We start from the raw sequence: 19850 nt of genomic DNA, 5'->3' as shown, positions 1-19850 counted from the left end.
TTGTGGGCGCCCTTGGCGGTCACAGCTGCCCGCTCGGCTCCACCACTCCGGAGCCGACCTGCGTGCTCACCCGCAGCCCCTCGCGAGAAAGCAGAAAGCCCTGAACGCCCCGCTGGACCACCGAGCCCCTCTCGTGTTCGACACACGTGAGCTGGGGCGGCGTCCCGGTACGCTCAAGCGGCTGACGCGGACCGTGGAGGCCCCGGCCGACTTCGGTATCGAGGTCATCGGGGTCCCGCAGGGCGCCGAGCTGGAGCTTGAGCTGCGCATGGAGTCGGTGATGGAAGGGGTGCTGGTCACCGGCACCGTCCGTTTCCCGCTGGCGGGGGAGTGTGTCAGGTGTCTGGAGCCGCTCGCCCGCGAGGGCACGGCGGACTTCCAGGAGTTGTTCTCCTACCCGGACTCCGAGTTCTCGCCGCGCTTCGCGGACACCGAGGACGACGAGGAGGGGGACGAGGAGAGGCTGTTCCTGCAGGGAGACCTGCTGGATCTGGAGCCTGTGCTGCGGGACGCGGTCGTGTTGGCCCTGCCACTGCGACCGATGTGCCAGGAGGACTGCCCGGGTCTGTGCCCCGACTGTGGGACGCGGCTCGCGGCGGATCCGGACCACCAGCACGACGAGCCCGTCGACATCCGGTGGGCGGCGCTGCGGGGGTTCACCGAGGCCGATGCCTCGGCGGAGCCCGCCGGGCATGACAAGCAAGCGAAGGCTCCCCGCCCCGGCGGGGACGAACCACAGGAGAATTAGCCGTGGCTGTTCCGAAGCGGAAGATGTCGCGCAGCAACACGCGTCACCGCCGGTCGCAGTGGAAGGCCGCTGCCCCGAGCCTGGTGCGTTGTGAGCAGTGCCAGGAGCCGAGGCTCCAGCACATCGCGTGCTCCAACTGCGGTACCTACAACCGTCGTCAGGTTCTCGACGTCTGATCGGCGGGTGACAGGCGTCATGGCACACGCCAGGAAGTCGCAGTCGCAGCCCCAGGCCGCGGCGGACGTCGCCGCCTCTCTCGCGACGCTGGAAGGGCGGCTCGGCTATCAGCTGGAGCCCGCCCTTCTGGTGCGTGCCCTGACCCACCGCAGCTACGCCTACGAGAACGGCGGGCTGCCCACCAACGAGCGCCTGGAGTTCCTCGGCGACTCGGTGCTCGGGCTGGTGGTCACCGACACGCTCTACCGGCGCCACCCCGACCTCGCCGAAGGCCAGCTGGCCAAGCTGCGGGCGGCCGTGGTGCAGGCCAGGGCGCTGGCCGAGGTGGCCAGAGGGCTTGACCTGGGCGCCTTCGTGCGGCTCGGACGGGGCGAAGAGGGCACCGGTGGCCGGGACAAGGCCTCGATCCTCGCCGACACCCTGGAGGCGGTGATCGGCGCGGTCTACCTGGACCAGGGCCTGAACGCCGCCGACGAGCTGGTGCACCGGCTCTTCGACCCGGTGATCGAACGCTCCTCCAACCTCGGCGCCGGCCTGGACTGGAAGACCAGCCTCCAGGAGCTGAGCGCCGCCGAGGGGCTGGGCGTCCCCGAGTACGTGATCGGGGAGAGCGGCCCCGACCACGAGAAGACCTTCACCGCGGCGGCCCGGGTCGGTGGCCAGACCTACGGCACGGGCACCGGTCGCAGCAAGAAGGAAGCCGAGCAGCAGGCGGCCGAGACCGCCTGGCGGGCGATCCGGTCCGCGCTCGACACGGCCCGGAAGGCCGAGGCCGAAGCCGCCGCGGCGGCCGCGGCCGCGCGCCAGGGCGGTGCCCCGGAGGACGCCGCCGGCGAGGCCCCCGTTGCCTGAGCTGCCCGAGGTCGAGGTCGTCCGGCGCGGCCTGGACCGCTGGGTCGGCGGTCGCACCATCACCGCCGCCGAGGTACTGCATCCGCGAGCCGTCCGGCGCCACCCGGCGGGCGCCGAGGATTTCGCCGCCCGGCTGCGCGGGGTCCCGGTGGCCGCGCCGTGCCGGCGGGGCAAGTACCTCTGGCTGCCGCTGGGCGACGACCACGCGCTGCTGGCCCACCTCGGCATGAGCGGCCAGCTGCTGGTGCAGCCGGCGCGCACCCCGGACGAGAAGCACCTGCGGGTGCGGATCAGCTTCGCCGACGCCGCCGGCGGCGAGCTGCGCTTCGTGGACCAGCGCACCTTCGGCGGGCTCTCGCTGCATCCGCTGCTCGCCGACGGCCTGCCGGACGTCATCGCGCACATCGCCCGTGACCCGCTGGACCCGGAGTTCGACGAGGACGCGTTCCACGCCGCGCTGCGCCGCAAGCGCACCACGGTCAAGCGCGCGCTGCTGGACCAGTCGCTGATCAGCGGCGTCGGCAACATCTACGCGGACGAGGCGCTCTGGCGCACCGGCCTGCACTACGAGCGTCCGACCGCGACGCTGACCCGCCCGCTCACCGCCGGCCTGGTGGCCGAGGTGCGCGCGGTGATGACCCAGGCGCTGGCGGTCGGCGGCACCAGCTTCGACAGCCTCTATGTGAACGTCAACGGCGAGTCCGGCTACTTCGACCGCTCGCTGGACGTCTACGGACGCGAGGGTCTGCCCTGTCGGCGCTGCGCGACCCCGGTGCGTCGCAGCCCGTGGATGAACCGCTCCAGCTACTTCTGCCCGGCGTGCCAGCGGCCGCCCCGGGCCCGCCGGGTCTGACCCGGCGCCGCGCGACGTTCAGTAGCCGAACGTCTGGGTCCACCAGGGGCCGCCGCCGCCGAACTGCGCGCCCAGTCCCATGGTGGTGAAGTCGCAGTTCAGGATGTTGGCGCGGTGTCCCTCGCTGTTCATCCAGGAGTCCATCACGGACTGGGCGTTCTGCTGGCCCATGGCTATGTTCTCGCCGCCCATGTAGCTGATGCCGGCCGCTTCCGCACGGTCCCAGGGGGTGGCGCCGTCCGGGCTGGTGTGGTCGAAGTAGCCCCGCTCCGCCATGTCCCTGCTGTGCGCCAGGGCCACGTTGGTCAACCCGGCGTCCAGCCGCAGCGGCTGACAACCGGCCTGGCCGCGTGCCTGGTTGACCAGTCCGAGCACCGCCTCGGCCGCCTCGACCTCCGGGGTGGCGGCGGGCTCGTCCTCGTCGGCCGGTGGCCTGGTGGGCTCCGGTTCCGGCTCGGGCTCGGGCTCCGGCTCGGGCGCGGGTTCCTGGGTCGGCTCCTCGGTGGGGGAGGGCTCCGGCTCCGGTTCCGGCTCGGGTTCCGGCTCCTCGGTCGGCGTCTCCTCCTCGGCGGGCTCCTCGGTCTCCTCGACCGGCTCCCGCTCCGCGTTCCTGGTCGGCCTGCTCTCCTCACGCTCCAGGGAGTCGTCGGAGGAGGCGCGGGGGGAGTGCGCACGCTGTCCCGAGGCGTTCGAGTCCGCGGCGTCCTCACCCGTGAAGTGCTGGGTGACTCCCGGCAGCAGGCCGGTGCCCACGGCCACCGCGCCCACGGCCAGAGCCGCGGAGGCGCCGATGAGCCCGGTGCGGGCGTGCCCCCGCCGGCGACGATGGCGTCCCATGGGTGGCACCCTTCTGTGTCGTCCAGTTGGCGATCTGGTGGAACATCGTCCGGTTCTGCGGTGATTTCACTCGAACAGGTGATGTCTTATCGCGTGACTGTACGGCATGGCGTGGTACCCGGAGGAGCTGTGCGCGACAGAGAACGGATAGCGTGCGTCACATGCAGGACGCGACACAGCCGGCCGCCGACCGCGCCGCCGCCGACCGTTCCGTCCCCGCCGAGCCGGCGTCGGGCGGCGGGGAACAGGTCCGGCTCACCGCCTGGGTGCGGGGGCGGGTGCAGGGGGTCGGCTTCCGCTGGTACACCAGGGCGCGGGCGTTGGAGATCGGGGGCTTGACAGGCTTCGCCGCCAACCTCTCGGACGGCCGGGTGCAACTCGTCGCCGAGGGGGAGCGGGCGCGGGCCGAGCGTCTCCTCGACTGGCTACGCTCAGGTGACACACCCGGCCGGGTGGCGGGCGTCACCGAGATATGGGACACACCCCGCGGGGGTTACGAGGGGTTCGACATCCGCTGAGCCGGCGCGCTCCAGGGGGCCGGAATTATCCCCCATACTGCTTGCCATCCCCGCTGCGACGTGCAAGGCTCTCGATTCAAGAAGCCTGTCGCGCGCCCACCGTCCCTCGTGACGATCATGTCGGGCGCCCTCCCCGGTCCAGCCCTCCGAGCGGCGCGCCGGGCGATACGCGGTGTGATCGTGTTGACCGTCCCACTTTTTGGTGAGACGCTGAAAGTCCCGCGCGGCTCTGCCCGCTGGCCCTGGAACACCAGGCAGAGCGTCCGCAGCGGCAGTAATCCCTCACGACCCACCAACGGCTTCGGTCGGTCACTCAGTGTGGAGGACCATCCATCATGGCAAAGGCGCTTCTCGGTCACGTCGGCGGTTTCGACCCCCGAGTCCTCGCCGAGATGCGACGGCTTCAGCAGCGCGTCCAGGACCTGGAGACCCAGCTTGTGCGGGTCCAGGCGGAGAACGACGCGTTGGCCGCCGCCGCTCGGCAGAGCGACCCGATGCTTGACGGCATCGACGTGCACAAGGCGGAGCCCGCCCTGACCTGACCTCAACGGAGAGGTGGTCATCGGCGCACCGCTTGCGGTTCTACTCATGCGAGGGACGCTTCGGCGTCCCTTCGTCATGTTGTCACGTTGTGAGTACGGGTGTTGACCCAGGCTGGCTTACTCACTGATCTGCCCCCCAACCCTCGCGTCGAAACGACCAATCCCGGAAGACCGGCGGGTAAAGTCCGACGGCGTGCACCTCAAGAGCCTGACCCTGCGGGGGTTCAAGTCCTTCGCCTCGGCCACGACGCTGCGCTTCGAGCCCGGCATCACGTGCGTGGTGGGTCCCAACGGCTCCGGCAAGTCCAACGTGGTGGACGCGCTGTCCTGGGTGATGGGTGAGCAGGGTGCCAAGTCGCTGCGTGGCGGCAAGATGGAGGACGTCATCTTCGCCGGGACCACCGGGCGTCCGCCGCTGGGCCGGGCCGAGGTCTCCCTCACCATCGACAACGCCGACGGCGCGCTGCCCATCGAGTACGCCGAGGTCACCATCACCCGGACGATGTTCCGGAACGGCGGCAGCGAATACCAGATCAACGGCGACACCTGCCGGCTGCTGGACGTGCAGGAGCTGCTCTCGGACTCCGGGATCGGTCGGGAGATGCATGTCATCGTCGGCCAAGGGCAGTTGGACTCGGTGCTGCACGCGGACCCGACCGGCCGGCGGGCCTTCATCGAGGAGGCGGCCGGGGTACTCAAGCACCGCAAGCGCAAGGAGAAGGCGCTTCGCAAGCTGGACGCGATGCGCGCCAACCTGGCCCGGGTGCAGGACCTCACCGACGAGCTGCGCCGCCAGCTCAAGCCCCTGGGCCGGCAGGCCGCGGTGGCCCGCCGCGCGGCGGTGATCCAGGCCGACCTGCGCGACGCCCGGCTGCGGCTGCTCGCCGACGACCTGGTCACCCTCCGCGGGGCGTTGCGCTCCGAGATCGCCGACGAGGCCGCGCTGAAGGAGCGCAAGGAGGCCGCCGAGGGGCGCCTGAAGGAGGCGCTGCGCCGGGAGAGCGAGCTGACCCAGGAGGTGCGCACCCTGGCGCCCCGACTGGGCCGGGCCCAGGAGACCTGGTACCAGCTCTCCCAACTCGCCGAACGGGTCCGGGGCACCGTCAACCTGGCCGACGCCCGGGTGACCAGCGCCCGAGCCCAGCCGGCGGAGGAACGCCGGGGACGGGAGCCGGAGGAGCTGGAGCGGGAGGCGGCCCGGATCAGGGAGCAGGAGGCGGAGCTGACCGCGGCGCAGGAGGCCGCCGGCACCGCGCTGGAGGACACCGTGGCGCACCGCGCGGAGCTGGAGCGCGCGCTGGCCGACGAGGAGCGCCGGCTGAAGGACGCCGCCCGGGCGCTCGCCGACCGCCGTGAGGGGCTGGCCCGGCTCAACGCGCAGGCCAACGCGGCGCGCAGCCGCGCAGCCGCCGCCCAGGCCGACATAGACCGTGCCGGTGCCAGCCGGGACGAGGCGCGGCAGCGCGCGACGGCGGCCCAGGAGGAGTACGAGGAGCTGCGCGCCCAGGTCGAGGGGCGGACGGCTGACGACGGCGAGCTGGCCGCGGCGCATGACCAGGCCAAGCGGGAACTGGCCGATGCCGAGGCGGAGTGGAACGCCGTCCGGGACCAGCTGGGCGAGGTGGAACGCGAGCGGGCGGCCGTCGCGGCGCGGCGCGACGCGCTGGCGCTCGGCCTGCGCCGCAAGGACGGCAGCGGCGCGCTGCTGTCGGCCGGGGACGAGCTGGCCGGGGTGCTGGGGCCGGCCGCCGAGCTGCTGACGGTCACCCCCGGCTTCGAGGTGCCGGTGGCCGCCGCGCTGGGCGCGGCGGCCGACGCGGTCGCGGTGGCCGGCCCGGCGGCGGCCGTCGAGGCGCTGCGGCTGCTGCGGAAGCGGGACGCGGGCCGGGCCGCCCTGCTGCTGGGCGGCCAGGGCGAGGCCCCGGCGCCGCCGGCCGAGCCGGCGCCGGCGCCCTGGTGCTGGGCGGTCGACCTGGTACGTGGCCCGGCCGAACTGCTGCCGGCCGTGCGGCGGCTGCTGCGCGAGGTGGTGGTGGTGGACACCGTCGACGACGCGCTCCGGCTGGTCACCGGTCACCCGACGCTGACCGCGGTGACCGGCGAGGGCGATCTGCTCTCCCGCGGGCTGGCCGGCGGCGGTTCGGCCGGCGCGCCCAGCCTGCTGGAGGTGCGGGCCTCGGTGGACGAGGCGGCCGCCGAGTTCGAGCGGCTGACGGCGCGCGGCGCCGAGTTGGCCGCGGCGAAGGAGGCCGCCGCCGAGCGGCGCCGCGCCGCGGCGGCGGCCGTCGAGGAGCTGGCCGGCCGGCGCACCGCGGCGGAGCGGGAGAAGTCCAGGGTGGCGCAGGACCTGGGCCGGCTCGGCGGTCAGGCCAGGGCGGCGGCCGGGGAGGCGGACCGGGCCGAGGCGGCCGTGGAGCGCGCCGGGCGGGAGCTGGCCCGGGCCACGGAGCAGGCGGCCGAGCTGGCCGAGCGGCTGGCGGTGGCCGAGGAGACGGACGAGGCGGTCGAGGAGCCGGACACCGCGGTCCGCGACCGGCTCGCCGCCGACGGCGCCAACGCCCGGCAGACCGAGATGGAGGCCAGGCTCCAGCTGCGGACCCACGAGGAGCGGGTGCGCGGGCTCGCCGGCCGGGCCGACGCGCTGGACCGCGCGGCCCGCGCCGAGCGCGAGGCCCGGGCCAGGGCGGAGCGCCGCCGGGCCAGGGCCAGGCACGAGATCGAGACCGCCGGCGCGGTGGCGGACGGCGCCCGGCAGCTGCTGGCCCACGTGGAGGCGTCGCTGGCCAGGGCGGAGGCGGAGCGCGGGGCGGCCGAGGCCGCCAAGGCGGAGCGCGAGCGGGCACTGGACCAGGAGCGCGCGGCGGGCCGGGAGTTGAAGGAGGAGCTGGACAAGCTCACCGACTCGGTGCACCGGGGCGAGGTGCTGGGCGCCGAGAAACGGCTGCGGATCGAGCAGTTGGAGGCCAGGGCGCTGGAGGAGCTGGGGGTCGAGCCGACGGCGCTGGTCGCCGAGTACGGCCCGGAGCAGCCGGTGCCCCCCTCCCCGCCGGCCGAGGGTGAGGAGCTGCCCGAGGACCCGGAGCATCCACGCAACCAGCCGACGCGCTTCGTCCGCGGGCAGCAGGAGAAGCGGCTGCGGGCGGCGGAGCGCGCCTACAAGCAGCTGGGCAAGGTCAACCCGCTGGCGCTGGAGGAGTTCGCGGCGCTGGAGGAGCGGCACCAGTTCCTCAGCGAGCAGTTGGAGGACCTGAAGAAGACCCGCGCCGATCTGTTGCAGATGGTGAAGGAGGTGGACGAGCGGGTGGAGCAGGTCTTCACCGCCGCCTACCACGACACCGCGCGGGAGTTCGAGGGCGTCTTCGGCCGGCTCTTCCCCGGCGGCGAGGGGCGGCTGGTGCTGACCGACCCGAACGACATGCTGACCACCGGCGTCGAGGTGGAGGCCAGGCCGCCAGGGAAGAAGGTCAAGCGGCTGTCGCTGCTCTCCGGCGGTGAGCGGTCGCTGACCGCCGTCGCCCTGCTCGTCTCCATCTTCAAGGCGCGCCCCAGCCCGTTCTACGTGATGGACGAGGTGGAGGCGGCCCTGGACGACACCAACCTCCAGCGGCTGATCCGGATCATGCGGGAGCTGAAGGACAGCTCCCAACTCATCGTGATCACCCACCAGAAGCGCACCATGGAGGTCGCGGACGCGCTGTACGGGGTCTCCATGCAGGGGGACGGCGTCTCCAAAGTGATCAGCCAGCGGCTCTCCTGAGGTCCCTTCGGGGCGCGGGGCGACGGGCGCCGCCCCGCGTGGCTGGCGCTACCTTAGAGCCGAACGCACCCGACCTCTCGTCGCTCGGCCCGGCCGCGCCGAGCACCACCAAGGGAACCCATGGACACCATTCTCCTCGTCGTCATCATCGCCGTGGTCGCCGTGCTGGCGGTCGCCGGACTGCTCGTCGGCCGCCGGCGTGGCCAGGCGCCGCCGCCGACCGGGCGTGGCGGTGGCGCGACCGGTACCGCGCCGCCCGCCGAGCCCCGGGTCGGGGACGACGCGGCCACGCCGGTGACCGAGGAGCGGCGGACGGTCGAGGACGTCACGCTGCCGCCGGCCCCGGACGAGACGGTGGTGACCGAGCCGGAGGCGCCCGAGATCGAGGTGCCGGAGCCCTCGGCCGGCCGGCTCGTCCGGCTGCGCGCGCGGCTCGCCAGGTCGCAGAGTTCGCTGGGCAAGGGACTGTTGACGCTGCTCTCCAGGGAGCGGCTGGACGAGGAGACCTGGGAGGAGATCGAGGACACCCTGCTGACCGCCGACATCGGCGTCGGCCCCACCCAGGAGCTGGTGGAGCGGCTGCGGGAGCGGGTGCGGGTGCTGGGCACCCGCACGCCCGACGAGCTGCGCGCCCTGCTCCGGGAGGAGCTGCTGGCGCAGTTGGACCCGTCGCTGGACCGCGTGGTGCACACCGAGGGCGGGGTCTCCGTCGAGGGCGAGGAGCGGCCCGCGGTGGTGCTGGTGGTCGGCGTCAACGGCACCGGCAAGACGACGACCACCGGCAAGCTGGCCCGGGTGCTGGTCGCCGACGGGAAGTCCGTGGTGCTGGGCGCGGCCGACACCTTCCGGGCCGCCGCCGCCGACCAGCTCCAGACCTGGGGCCAGCGGGTGGGCGCCCGCACGGTGCGCGGCCCGGAGGGCGGCGACCCGGCGTCGGTCGCCTACGAGGCGGTCAAGGAGGGCATCGAGGCCACCGCGGACGTGGTCCTGGTGGACACCGCCGGCCGGTTGCACACCAAGACCGGGCTGATGGACGAGCTGGGCAAGGTCAAGCGGGTGGTGGAGAAGCAGGGGCCGGTCAGCGAGGTGCTGCTGGTGCTGGACGCCACCACCGGGCAGAACGGCCTGGTGCAGGCGCGGGTCTTCGCCGAGGCGGTGGACATCACCGGGATCGCGCTCACCAAGCTCGACGGCACCGCCAAGGGCGGCATCGTGGTGGCCGTGCAGCGGGAGCTGGGCGTGCCGGTGAAGCTGGTGGGGCTGGGGGAGGGGCCGGACGACCTGGCGCCGTTCGAGCCCGAGGCCTTCGTGGACGCGCTGCTCGACTGACGGCCCGCGCGGCGCCGCCGCGGTGGACGCCGGCCGTCAGTCGGCCGGCGTCAGCCGGTGGCAGAGGCTGGCCAGGGCGCCCAGCAGCGGCTTGGCCGAGGGCGGCGCGGCCGCCGTCTCCAGGTCGGGCGGGCGCAGCCAGACCACCTCGCCCAGTCCGGCGACCGACGAGGGCGGCGCCGTCACATGGCTGCCCCGGCCCAGCCCGGTCAGCCGCAGCGGCAGGCCACCCCAGCCCAACTCGTCGAGCAGTGTGGGGAGTTCGGCGGCGAACCCGGGGGCGACGAAGAACCAGGCGCGGCCGTCAGGGGCCTGTGCGACGGGGCCCAGCGGCAGGGCCAGCCGCTCCAGCCGCGGCAACGCGGCCCGGGCCACCACGGCGGGCACCTGGAGCACGTCGAAGGCCCGGCCGGTGGGCAGCAGCACGGTGGCGCCGGGGGTGGCCGACCTGGCCTCGGCCCAGGCGTCGAGCGCCTCGTCCAGCGGGGTGCCGGCCGGGATGGCGCGGGCCTGCGGGTGCGCGCCGGGCGCCGGGCAGTCCGGCCGGCCGCAGGAGCACCCGGCGCGCCGGCCGGCCGCACCGGGCCGGGCCGCGGCGCCGGGGGTGACGTCCCATCCCCAGAGTCCGACGTACTCGGCGACCGCCGTGTCGCCGCGGGAGCGGCCGGCGCCGCGCCGGGCCCGGCCGGCCATCGGGCGCGGGGCTCCGCGCTCCCGCATTCCGCCGATGGTGAAACCCATGCACACTCCAACGGGATTGGTCTGCCGAAGTTACGCCCCTGGCCGGCGGCGCCCGGGGCGCACGGTCAACAGCGCGCGCCCCCGGAATGCTTCGTCCCGCCTGGCATCGAACAACGTGCGTACAAGTGAATCGCGCGAGGTGGGCCATAGGTTCTCGCCGAAGGGGTGGCGAATGGTGGCGATTGCCGTGGCCGTCTCGTCACGCGCGTGATCGTAGGATTACTTTCAGTGCACCGTAGGCGGCGTGTCGGCAGGCATCTCCGCCACCACCACGGGTTACCGGGATCGGAGCGAAAGCGTGGGCGGGAACGGCAGCGGCGGCAACCCCGCCAAGCGGCCGAACGAGCGGCTGACTTCGTGGTTCCACCGCAGCGGCTGGTCCAAGGGCGAGCTGGCCAGACAGGTGAACCGGCGAGCCAGAACGCTCGGCGCGCACCACGTCAGCACCGACACCTCCCGGGTGCGGCGCTGGCTGGACGGCGAGCAGCCACGCGAGCCGATACCGCGCATCCTCTCCGAGCTGTTCTCCGAACGCTTCGGCTGCGTGGTCAGCGTGGAGGACCTCGGACTGCGCGCCACCCCGCGCGCCGCCGCCACCTCCGGCGTCGACCTGCCCTGGGCCAGCAGCCAGACCATCGCGCTGATCAACGAGTTCTCCCGCAGCGACCTGATGCTCGGGCGGCGCGGCTTCCTCGGCACCTCCCTCACCATGTCCGCCGGCCCCGCCCTGATAGAGCCGATGCAGCGCTGGCTGGCGCCCAGCCCCGGCGGCGCCCAGGAGCCGGAGCCGACCACTCTGGCCACCGCCCCCGGCGCCGCCGAGTCCCGCCGGCTGGTCCGGTTCTCCCGCGCCGAGCTGGGGCAGCTCCAGGAGGCCACCACCCAGTTCCGCGCCTGGGACGCCCAGTGCGGCGGCGGCCTGCGGCGCAAGGCGGTGGTCGGCCAGCTGCACGAGGTCACCGACCTGCTGCAGGAGGCGCATCCGGCGCCGGTGCGGCGGCGGCTCTTCCAGGTCACCGCCGAGCTGGCCGAGCTGGCCGGCTGGATGAGCTACGACATCGGCCTCCAGCCCATCGCGCAGAAGTACTTCGTGCTGGCGCTGCACGCCGCCAAGGAGGCCGAGGACCGCCCGCTGGGCGCGTTCGTCCTCTCCCAGATGAGCCGGCAGATGATCCACCTGGGCCGGGCCGAGGACGCGCTGGAGCTGGTGCACCTGGCCCAGTACGGCAGCCGGGAGCAGGCCACGCCGCGCACCCAGGCGCTGCTCTACGCCCTGGAGGCCAGGTCCTACGCCTCGCTCGGCCAGCCGCCCAAGTGCCACCGCGCGGTGCGGCTGGCCGAGGAGGCGTTCGCCGACGCCGGCCCCGACGACGCCGACCCGGGGTGGCTCGGGTTCTTCAGCCGGGCCGAGCTGTGCGCCGAGAACGCCCACTCCTACCGGGACCTGGCCTACGTCGCCGGCCGCAGCCCGACCTACGTCAGCCGCGCCAGGCCGCTGATGGAGGAGGCGGTCCGCGGCTTCGCCGCCGAGTGCGAGCCCGACCCGAACAGCGGGCACCAGCGGTCGTATGCACTCAACCTCATCGGGATGGCCACCGTGCACCTGCTGGCGCGCGAGCCGGAAGCCTGCGTGCGGATGACGGAGCGGGCGCTGGATCTGGCCAGCCGGCTCCGCTCCGAGCGGGTCAGCAACCGGCTGCGCACCACCTGCGCCGCCGTCCGCCGGGACTTCGGAGAGGTGCGCGCGGTCGCCGGCCTGGCCGAGCGGCTGACCGTGGAACTCCCGGAAAGTGAGGCCAGCCGGGCGGTCTGACCGCCGCCCGGCCACCGACCCCGGCCGTGCCCGCCCCCCAGGACCGCCCGACTCGGCTCCCCCGCCAGGTCACCCGGGTGGCGCAGGGCACGGCCGGTTCTCGTCGCCGTCAGGCGTCGGCCGGCCGGCGCGCGGTGCCGCGCCGGTTCCCGTGCCGCGCCCGGTCCCGGCCGCCGGACGTTTCATGGCCGCGTAACACGGGTTCGGCCATCGTCACGCCCGCGAAACATGCGGGAGCGCTGACGGAAACCGCCCTCAGAGAGCCTGTGGCGCATCCTGACCCAACCCGCCCGCACGGGTCGCATTTTTGAGGAGACGTCCACCTTGAGTCCTGAAGAAGCGCTATCAGCGACAAACGTTGCCTATGTGGTGATCTGCGCCGCCATGGTGATGCTCATGACCCCTGGCCTCGCCTTCTTCTACGGGGGGATGGTCCGGGTCAAGAGCGCGCTCAACATGCTGATGATGTCGTTCATCTCCCTGGGCGTCGTCAGCATCCTGTGGGTCCTCTACGGCTACTCGCTCGCCTTCAGCGGCACCAGCCCGGTCATCGGTGACCTGGAGTTCATCGGCCTGCGGGACATCTCCATCGACCAGGGCGAGGTCGTCGCCTTCATCGCCTTCCAGCTGATGTTCGCCATCCTGACGCCGGCCCTGATGAGCGGGGCGCTGGCCGACCGGGTGAAGTTCAGCACCTGGGCGCTGTTCATCGCCCTCTGGGTCACCGTGGTCTACTTCCCGGTCGCCCACTGGGTCTGGGCCGCCGACGAGGGCTGGCTGTTCAACATGGGCGTGATCGACTTCGCCGGCGGTACCGCCGTGCACATCAACGCCGGCGCCGGCGCGCTGGCCGCCGCCCTGGTGGTCGGCAAGCGGATCGGCTTCAAGCGCGACCCGATGCGCCCGCACAACCTGCCCATGGTGCTGCTCGGTGCCGCCCTGCTGTGGTTCGGCTGGTTCGGCTTCAACGCCGGCTCCGCGCTGACCACCGGCAGCGGCTCGCCCGCCGCCATGATGGCGCTGAACACCCAGGTCGCCACCGGTGCCGCCATCGTCGGCTGGCTGATCTACGAGCGGATCAGGCACGGCGCGTTCACCACCCTGGGCGCCGCCTCCGGCGCGATCGCCGGCCTGGTCGCCATTACCCCGTCGGGCGCCAACGTCAGCCCGATGAGCGCCATCCTGATCGGCCTGCTGGCCGGCGCGGTCTGCGCCTGGGCCGTCAGCCTGAAGTACAAGCTGGGCTTCGACGACTCGCTCGACGTGGTCGGCGTGCACCTGGTCGGCGGCGTGATCGGCACCCTCCTGGTCGGCTTCCTGGCCACCGAGGGCGCCGGGTTCGAGCAGTTCGGCAAGCAGGCCCTGGGTGCCGTCGCGGTGATGGCCTACTCCTTCGTGGTCACCTACCTCCTCGCCCAACTCCTCCAGCGCACCATCGGGTTCCGCTCCTCCGAGGAGGAGGAGACGGCCGGCCTCGACCTGGCCTACCACGCGGAGACGGGGTACGACTTCAGCCAGGCCGGCTCCGGTTCGGTGCCGAGCAGCACGGTGACCGCGTCCGCCGAGGTGGCGGCCGGTGAGAAGAAGGTGGACGCATGAAGCTCATCGTCGCGGTGATCAAGCCGCACCGGCTGGACGAGGTCAAGGAGGCCCTCCAGGCGTTCGGAGTGCAGGGCCTGACCGTCACCGAGGCCAGCGGCTACGGCCGGCAGCGCGGCCACACCGAGGTCTACCGGGGCGCGGAGTACACCGTCGACCTGGTGCCCAAGGTCCGGGTGGAGATCCTGGTCGAGGACGACGACGCCGACCAGCTGCTGGATGTCGTGGTGAAGGCGGCCAGGACCGGCAAGATCGGGGACGGCAAGGTGTGGAGCCTGCCCGTCGAGACCGCGATCCGGGTCCGCACCGGGGAACGCGGCCCGGACGCCCTCTGAACCACCGGACGCCCGCCCTCCGAACCACACGGGAGTGGACCGCATGACGGCCCAGACACCAACCACCGGCGAGGAAGAGGGCCACGACGGCGGTTACGCCTCGGCCCGGCTGCGCCTCCTTCAGGAGGAGGCGCGGCCCGGGCCGTCTCGGCGTGCCCGGCTCGCCGAGATCACCGACGAGTGGCTCGCCGGACTGCTGCGCGCCGCCCCCCGCCCCGGCCGGCTCGCGCTGGTCGCCGTCGGCGGCTACGGGCGCGGCGAGCTCTCCCCGCGCAGCGACCTCGACCTGCTGCTCCTGCACGACGGCAAGGCGGCGCCCGGCGACCTGGCCGCCGTCGCCGACCGCCTCTGGTACCCCGTCTGGGACCTGGGCCTGGCCCTGGACCACTCGGTCCGCACCATCCCGGAGGCCCGCGCCACCGCCGCCGACGACCTCAAGGTGCAACTCGGCCTGCTGGACGCCCGGCACCTGGCCGGGGACGCCGCGCTGACCGCCGAACTGCGCACCGAGGTCCTCGCCCAGTGGCGCTCCCAGGCCCCCACCCGGCTCCCGGAACTCCACGAGCTGGGCCGCGAACGAGCCCGCCGCCAGGGCGAGTTGCCGTTCCTCCTGGAACCCGACCTGAAGGAGGCCAGGGGCGGGCTGCGGGACGCCACCGCGCTGCGCGCCGTCGCCGCCTCCTGGCTCGCCGACGCGCCCCGCCAGGGCCTGGAGGCCGCCCGCAACACCCTGCTCGACGTGCGCGACGCGCTGCACCTGGCCACCGGGCGGGCCACCGACCGGCTGGCGCTCCAGGACCAGGACCAGGTCGCCGAGGCGCTCGGCGTGCTGGACGCCGACACCCTGCTGCGGCAGGTCTACGAGGCCGGCCGCACCGTCGCCTACGCCTCCGACGTCACCTGGCGCGAGGTGAGCCGGGTGCTGCGCGCCCGCTCCACCCGCCGCCGGTTCGGCTGGTCGCGCGCCGGCCGGGGCGGCCCGACCCCCGACACCCGGCTCCCGCTCGCCGAGGGCGTCGTCGAGCAAGACGGCGAGGTCGGCCTGGCCCGCGCCGCGCGCCCCGACCGCGACCCGGTGCTGCCGCTGCGCGCTGCCGCCGCGGCCGCCGAGGCCGGGCTGCCGCTGGCGCTGCCGGCGGTCTCCGCGCTCGCGGCCCAGCCGGCCGAGCTGCCGGTGCCCTGGCCGGCCGAGGCGCGCGAACAGCTGATCACCCTGCTGGGCGCCGGTCCTGACACGGTGCCGGTCTGGGAGGCGCTGGAGGCCGGCGGGCTGATCACCCGGCTGCTCCCCGACTGGGAGCGGGTGCGCTGCCGGCCGCAACGCAACCCCGTGCACCGCTGGACCGTCGACCGGCACCTGGTGGAGACCGCGGTGCGGGCGGCCGCGCTGACCCGCCGGGTCCGCCGCCCCGACCTGCTGCTGGTCGCCGCGCTCCTGCACGACATGGGCAAGGGCTGGCCGGGCGACCACTCCGTCGTCGGCGAGACCATCGCCCGGGACATGGCCGCCAGGATCGGCTTCAACGCCACCGACACCGCCGTCCTCGGCACCCTGGTCCGCCACCACCTGCTGCTGGTCGAGACCGCGACCCGGCGGGACCTGGGCGACCCGGCCACCATCGCGCTGGTCGCCGAGGCGGTCGGCGACCAGCTCACCCTGGAGCTGCTGCACGCCCTGACCGAGGCCGACGCCCTGGCCACCGGCCCCGCGGCCTGGTCGGGGTGGCGCGCCGCGCTGGTCGCCGACCTGGTCAAGCGGGTCGCCGCCAGCCTCCAGGACGGCCCCTCGCCGACGCCGGCCGGGGAGCCGTCGGTCGCCGCCGAACGGCTGGCGGTCGAGGCGTTCCGCACCCAGGGACCGGTCCTCGCGCTGCGGCCGCGGCCCGGCGAGGCCGACCGGCCGGCGCCGGCCGATGGCGCCGACCCCGAGCCGGTCGGCGTGGAGCTGGTGATCGCGCTGCCGGACCAGCCCGGGGTGCTGCCGGCGGTGGCCGGCGTGCTGGCACTGCACCGACTCACCGTCCGCTCCGCCGAGTTGCGGGAGCTGGACCCCACCGGATCGGGCCAGGTGCTGGTGCTCGACTGGCGGGTGGCCGCCGAGTACGGCTCGCTGCCCCGGGCCGAGCGGCTCCGCGCCGACCTGGCGCGGGTGCTGGACGGCTCGCTCGACCTGCGCGGCCGGCTCGCCGAGCGGGAGGCCGCCTACCGGCGCCCGCGCCGCCGGCGGCAGGCCGCCCCGCCGCCCCGGGTGTCCGTGGCCCCGCTGGGCTCCCGGCTGGCCACCGTGCTCGAGGTGCGCGCCCAGGACGCCCCCGGGCTGCTGCACCGGATCGGCCGGGCCCTGGAGGACGCCCAGGTCCGGGTCCGCAGCGCCCATGTCAGCACCCTGGGCGCCAACGCGGTGGACGCCTTCTACGTCACGGACCTGGCCGGCGCCCCGCTGTCCCCGGCCAGGGCCACCGAACTGGCCCGTGACCTGGAGCGGGCGCTGGCGGACGGGGGTGCCGCCGGCACGGGCTGACACCTTGGCCCGCCGGGCGGATACGCTGGAGGGCACCGCCCGACCAGACCGCCGATGTGTAAGGATTCGCCAGCGCCGTGTTCGACACACTCTCCGATCGCCTTGCGGCGACGTTCAAGAACCTCAGGGGCAAGGGCCGGCTGAGCGAGGCGGACATCGACGCCACGGCGCGGGAGATCCGCATCGCCCTGCTTGAGGCCGATGTCGCCCTCCCGGTCGTCCGGGCCTTCATCAAGCAGGTGAAGGAGCGCGCCCAGGGCACCGAGGTCTCCAAGGCGCTCAACCCGGCCCAGCAGGTCATCAAGATCGTCAACGAGGAACTGGTCGGCATCCTCGGCGGCGAGACCCGCCGGCTGCGGTTCGCCAAGAACCCGCCGACGGTGATCATGCTCGCCGGCCTCCAGGGCGCGGGCAAGACGACCCTGGCCGGCAAGCTGGGCCGCTGGCTCAAGGCCCAGGGCCACACCCCGCTGCTGGTCGCCTGCGACCTGCAACGCCCCAACGCGGTCAACCAGTTGACCGTGGTCGCCGAGCGCGCCGAGGTGGCGGTCTTCGCCCCCGAGCCGGGCAACGGCGTGGGCGACCCGGTCCGGGTCGCGCAGGACTCCGTGGCCTACGCCAGGGACAAGCAGCACGACGTGGTCATCGTCGACACCGCCGGCCGGCTCGGCATCGACGCGGAGCTGATGCGGCAGGCCGCCGACATCAGGGACGCGGTCAGCCCCGACGAGATCCTCTTCGTCGTGGACGCGATGATCGGCCAGGACGCGGTCACCACCGCCGAGGCGTTCCGGGACGGCGTCGGCTTCGACGGCGTGGTCCTCTCCAAGCTCGACGGTGACGCCCGGGGTGGTGCCGCGCTGTCGATCGCCCAGGTCACCGGCCGGCAGATCATGTTCGCCTCGAACGGCGAGAAGCTCGACGAGTTCGACGCCTTCCACCCGGACCGGATGGCGTCCCGCATCCTCGGCATGGGCGACGTGCTCAGCCTGATCGAGCAGGCCGAGCGGACCTTCAGCCAGCAGGAGGCGGAGAAGCTCGCCAGCAAGCTGGCCAAGGGCCCCAAGGAGTTCACGCTCGACGACTTCCTGTCCCAGATGGAGCAGGTCCGCAAGATGGGCTCCATCTCCAAGCTGCTCGGGATGATGCCCGGCATGGGGCAGATGCGGGAGCAGATCAACAACCTCGACGAGCGCGAGGTGGACCGCACCGCCGCCATCATCAAGTCGATGACGCCGGGCGAGCGGGCCGACCCCAAGATCATCAACGGCTCCCGCCGGGCCCGCATCGCGCGCGGCTCCGGCGTCGACGTCAGCGCCGTGAAGGGCCTGGTGGAGCGGTTCTTCGAGGCCCGCAAGATGATGTCCAAGATGGCCCAGGGCGGCGGCGTGCCCGGCATGCCGGGCATCCCGGGGATGGGCGGCCCCGGCGCCGGCAAGCGCAAGGGCAAGCAGCAGAAGAAGGCCAAGGGGCGCCGGCGTTCCGGCAACCCGATGAAGCGCCAGGCCGAGGAGCAGGCGGCGGCGACCCGGCAGGACGAGGGCGGCACCTTCGGCATCCCCGGCGCCGGCCAGGACCCGGGCGACTTCGACCTGCCCAAGGAGTTCCGGGACATGCTGCCGCCGAAGTGACGCCGGGCGGGGGAGCGGGCCGACCGATTCACGCTTGCGGCCCGTTCCCCCGTACCATCTGCGCCATGGCAAAGGCTCCCGTACTCACCCCCCAGGCGGAGGACTTCCCCCGCTGGTACCAGGACGTGATCAACAAGGCCGAGCTGGCCGACAACGGCCCGGTGCGCGGCACCATGGTCATCCGACCGTACGGCTACGGTCTCTGGGAGCGGATGCAGGCCGAGCTGGACACCCGGATCAAGGCCGCCGGCGCGCGGAACGCGTACTTCCCGCTGCTCATCCCGCAGTCCTACCTGGCCAAGGAGGCGGAGCACGTCGAGGGCTTCGCCCCGGAGCTGGCCGTGGTCACGCACGGCGGCGGCAAGCAGCTGGAGGAGCCCGCGGTCGTCAGGCCCACCTCCGAGACCATCATCAACGAGTACTTCGCCAAGTGGGTGCAGAGCTACCGTGACCTGCCCCTGCTGATCAACCAGTGGGCCAACGTGGTCCGTTGGGAGATGCGCCCGCGGGTCTTCCTGCGCACCACCGAGTTCCTCTGGCAGGAGGGGCACACCGCGCACGCCAGCTACGAGGACGCCAGGGACTTCGCGGCGCTGATCCACACCGACGTCTACGCCGACGTGATGACCAACATCCTCGGCATCGACGTGGTGTTGGGGCGGAAGACGCCGTCCGAGCGGTTCGCCGGCGCGATCAACACCCTCACGCTGGAAGCGATGATGGGCGACGGCAAGGCCCTCCAGATGGGCACCAGCCACGAGCTGGGGCAGAACTTCGCCCGCGCCTTCGACACCCGCTTCCTGGGCCGGGACGGCGAGCGCGAGCTGGTCTGGCAGACCTCCTGGGGCGCCTCGACCCGGATGGTCGGCGGGCTGATCATGTCGCACGGCGACGACAACGGGCTGCGGGTGCCGCCCCGACTGGCCGCCGTGCAGGCCGTGGTGCTCGCCATCAAGGGCGACGAGGCGGTGCTCGCCCGGGTCCGGGAGATCGGCGCCCAGCTCGCCGCCGCCGGGGTGCGCGTCGAGGTGGACGACCGCACCGACGTGCCGTTCGGCCGCCGCGCGGTGGACTGGGAGCTGAAGGGCGTGCCGGTCCGGGTCGAGGTCGGCCCGCGCGACCTGGAGGCCGGCACGGCGATGCTGGCCCGGCGCATCCCGGGCGGCAAGGAGCCGGTCGCGATCGACGCGCTGCCCAGTGTGGTGCCCACCGCGCTGGAGGAGGACCAGGAGACGCTGCTGCGGCAGTCCAGGGAGCGTCGGGAGAGCCGCACCTTCGACGTGCGGACGATCGAGGAGGCCGCCGAGGCCGCCAAGTCCGGCAACTGGGCCCGGCTGCCCTGGTCGGAGGTCGGCGCCGAGGGCGAGAAGCGGCTGGCCGAGGACGCGGCCACGGTGCGCTGCCTGGTCGCCGAGGACGGCTCGGTGCCGGTCTCCGACGACGCCCCCGGCACCCTCGCCGTGGTGGGCCGTTCCTACTGAGCCCCAGGACGTGCCCGGGACGGTCAGGCACCGCCCCGGGCACGTCCCGTGTACACGCCGAACTGACGGGTAAGTGCAAATTCGCAGACTTGCCCCGGAATCGGAACACAGCGGGG

General features: G+C 73.7%; 15 protein-coding genes and 1 pseudogene. 14 read left to right on the top strand and 2 right to left on the bottom strand.

The annotated features are described in order from the left end of the window. Nucleotides 1-133 precede the first annotated feature (133 nt). Genes RM844_RS24025 through mutM form a run of 4 tightly spaced genes read left to right on the top strand, consistent with a single transcriptional unit; the run spans nucleotide 134 to nucleotide 2630 of the window. Nucleotides 134-748 carry a YceD family protein gene (locus tag RM844_RS24025; RefSeq protein WP_311669439.1) on the top strand — a complete coding sequence of 205 codons (615 nt, stop codon included), beginning with the start codon at nucleotides 134-136 and terminating at the stop codon, nucleotides 746-748. A 2-nt stretch (nucleotides 749-750) separates the two neighbouring features. Continuing rightward, complete coding sequence (gene rpmF, locus RM844_RS24020; RefSeq protein WP_311669438.1) at nucleotides 751-924, top strand: 50S ribosomal protein L32; 174 nt, start codon at nucleotides 751-753, stop codon at nucleotides 922-924. Between the two features lie 19 nt (nucleotides 925-943). After that, nucleotides 944-1777: a ribonuclease III gene (rnc, locus tag RM844_RS24015; protein WP_311669437.1), complete on the top strand. Its 834-nt coding sequence runs from the start codon at nucleotides 944-946 to the stop codon at nucleotides 1775-1777. Then, nucleotides 1770-2630 (top strand): bifunctional DNA-formamidopyrimidine glycosylase/DNA-(apurinic or apyrimidinic site) lyase, encoded by an 861-nt coding sequence (gene mutM, locus RM844_RS24010; protein WP_311669436.1) that lies wholly within the window; start codon nucleotides 1770-1772, stop codon nucleotides 2628-2630. The genes rnc and mutM overlap by 8 nt, the downstream gene beginning before the upstream one ends. A gap of 18 nt (nucleotides 2631-2648) precedes the next feature. Here the strand turns inward: mutM and RM844_RS24005 are convergent, their stop codons facing one another. Further along, on the bottom strand, nucleotides 2649-3467 hold the full coding sequence (locus RM844_RS24005; RefSeq protein WP_311669435.1) for a CAP domain-containing protein: 819 nt from the start codon (nucleotides 3465-3467) through the stop codon (nucleotides 2649-2651). Between the two features lie 242 nt (nucleotides 3468-3709). Here RM844_RS24005 and RM844_RS24000 point away from each other — a divergent pair. The 4 genes and pseudogenes from RM844_RS24000 to ftsY all read left to right on the top strand — a co-directional run. Beyond that, nucleotides 3710-3985: pseudogene (locus RM844_RS24000) on the top strand (acylphosphatase); the annotation flags it as partial. 335 nt (nucleotides 3986-4320) lie between these two features. Then, nucleotides 4321-4527, top strand: a complete 207-nt coding sequence (locus RM844_RS23995) for a hypothetical protein (RefSeq protein WP_311669434.1) — start codon at nucleotides 4321-4323, stop codon at nucleotides 4525-4527. Between the two features lie 193 nt (nucleotides 4528-4720). Continuing rightward, nucleotides 4721-8284, top strand: a complete 3564-nt coding sequence (gene smc / locus RM844_RS23990; RefSeq protein WP_311669433.1) for a chromosome segregation protein SMC — start codon at nucleotides 4721-4723, stop codon at nucleotides 8282-8284. Nucleotides 8285-8404: 120 nt separating this feature from the next. Next, nucleotides 8405-9613, top strand: a complete 1209-nt coding sequence (gene ftsY, locus RM844_RS23985) for a signal recognition particle-docking protein FtsY (protein ID WP_311669432.1) — start codon at nucleotides 8405-8407, stop codon at nucleotides 9611-9613. 36 nt (nucleotides 9614-9649) lie between these two features. On the opposite strand, the gene RM844_RS23980 is transcribed toward ftsY, so the two are convergent. Next, nucleotides 9650-10354, bottom strand: coding sequence for a bifunctional DNA primase/polymerase (locus RM844_RS23980; protein ID WP_311669431.1), 705 nt, complete (start codon nucleotides 10352-10354; stop codon nucleotides 9650-9652). A 298-nt stretch (nucleotides 10355-10652) separates the two neighbouring features. Here RM844_RS23980 and nsdA point away from each other — a divergent pair, with 298 nt between their 5' ends. From nsdA to proS, 6 genes are all read left to right on the top strand, one after another. Next, a complete protein-coding gene (nsdA, locus tag RM844_RS23975; RefSeq protein WP_311669523.1) occupies nucleotides 10653-12167 on the top strand; it encodes a transcriptional repressor NsdA in 1515 nt (504 codons plus the stop codon). A 366-nt stretch (nucleotides 12168-12533) separates the two neighbouring features. Beyond that, complete coding sequence (locus RM844_RS23970) at nucleotides 12534-13766, top strand: ammonium transporter (RefSeq protein ID WP_394814584.1); 1233 nt, start codon at nucleotides 12534-12536, stop codon at nucleotides 13764-13766. After that, nucleotides 13763-14101, top strand: a complete 339-nt coding sequence (locus RM844_RS23965) for a P-II family nitrogen regulator (protein WP_122399767.1) — start codon at nucleotides 13763-13765, stop codon at nucleotides 14099-14101. Before RM844_RS23970 ends, RM844_RS23965 begins: the two co-directional genes overlap by 4 nt. A 43-nt stretch (nucleotides 14102-14144) precedes the next feature. Then, on the top strand, nucleotides 14145-16622 hold the full coding sequence (locus tag RM844_RS23960; RefSeq protein ID WP_311669430.1) for a [protein-PII] uridylyltransferase: 2478 nt from the start codon (nucleotides 14145-14147) through the stop codon (nucleotides 16620-16622). 77 nt (nucleotides 16623-16699) lie between these two features. Then, nucleotides 16700-18253: a signal recognition particle protein gene (gene ffh / locus RM844_RS23955; protein ID WP_311669429.1), complete on the top strand. Its 1554-nt coding sequence runs from the start codon at nucleotides 16700-16702 to the stop codon at nucleotides 18251-18253. Between the two features lie 65 nt (nucleotides 18254-18318). Then, nucleotides 18319-19734: a proline--tRNA ligase gene (proS, locus tag RM844_RS23950; RefSeq protein WP_311669428.1), complete on the top strand. Its 1416-nt coding sequence runs from the start codon at nucleotides 18319-18321 to the stop codon at nucleotides 19732-19734. Nucleotides 19735-19850 lie beyond the last annotated feature (116 nt).

The organism is Streptomyces chisholmiae, from assembly GCF_031845445.1.
GTDB classification, from domain to species: Bacteria; Actinomycetota; Actinomycetes; order Streptomycetales; family Streptomycetaceae; genus Streptomyces; species Streptomyces chisholmiae.
The sequence above is the reverse complement of the archived record's forward strand: the minus strand, read 5'-3'. Positions and strand labels throughout refer to the sequence as shown.

Bases quoted from the DNA above. Each gene is read 5' to 3' on its own strand.
- ftsY (WP_311669432.1), top strand. From the start codon at position 8,405: ATGGACACCATTCTCCTCGTCGTCATCATCGCCGTGGTCGCCGTGCTG.
- RM844_RS23980 (WP_311669431.1), bottom strand. From the start codon at position 10,354: ATGGGTTTCACCATCGGCGGAATGCGGGAGCGCGGAGCCCCGCGCCCG.
- RM844_RS24005 (WP_311669435.1), bottom strand. From the start codon at position 3,467: ATGGGACGCCATCGTCGCCGGCGGGGGCACGCCCGCACCGGGCTCATC.
- RM844_RS23960 (WP_311669430.1), top strand. From the start codon at position 14,145: ATGACGGCCCAGACACCAACCACCGGCGAGGAAGAGGGCCACGACGGC.
- RM844_RS23995 (WP_311669434.1), top strand. From the start codon at position 4,321: ATGGCAAAGGCGCTTCTCGGTCACGTCGGCGGTTTCGACCCCCGAGTC.
- RM844_RS23965 (WP_122399767.1), top strand. From the start codon at position 13,763: ATGAAGCTCATCGTCGCGGTGATCAAGCCGCACCGGCTGGACGAGGTC.
- proS (WP_311669428.1), top strand. From the start codon at position 18,319: ATGGCAAAGGCTCCCGTACTCACCCCCCAGGCGGAGGACTTCCCCCGC.
- rnc (WP_311669437.1), top strand. From the start codon at position 944: ATGGCACACGCCAGGAAGTCGCAGTCGCAGCCCCAGGCCGCGGCGGAC.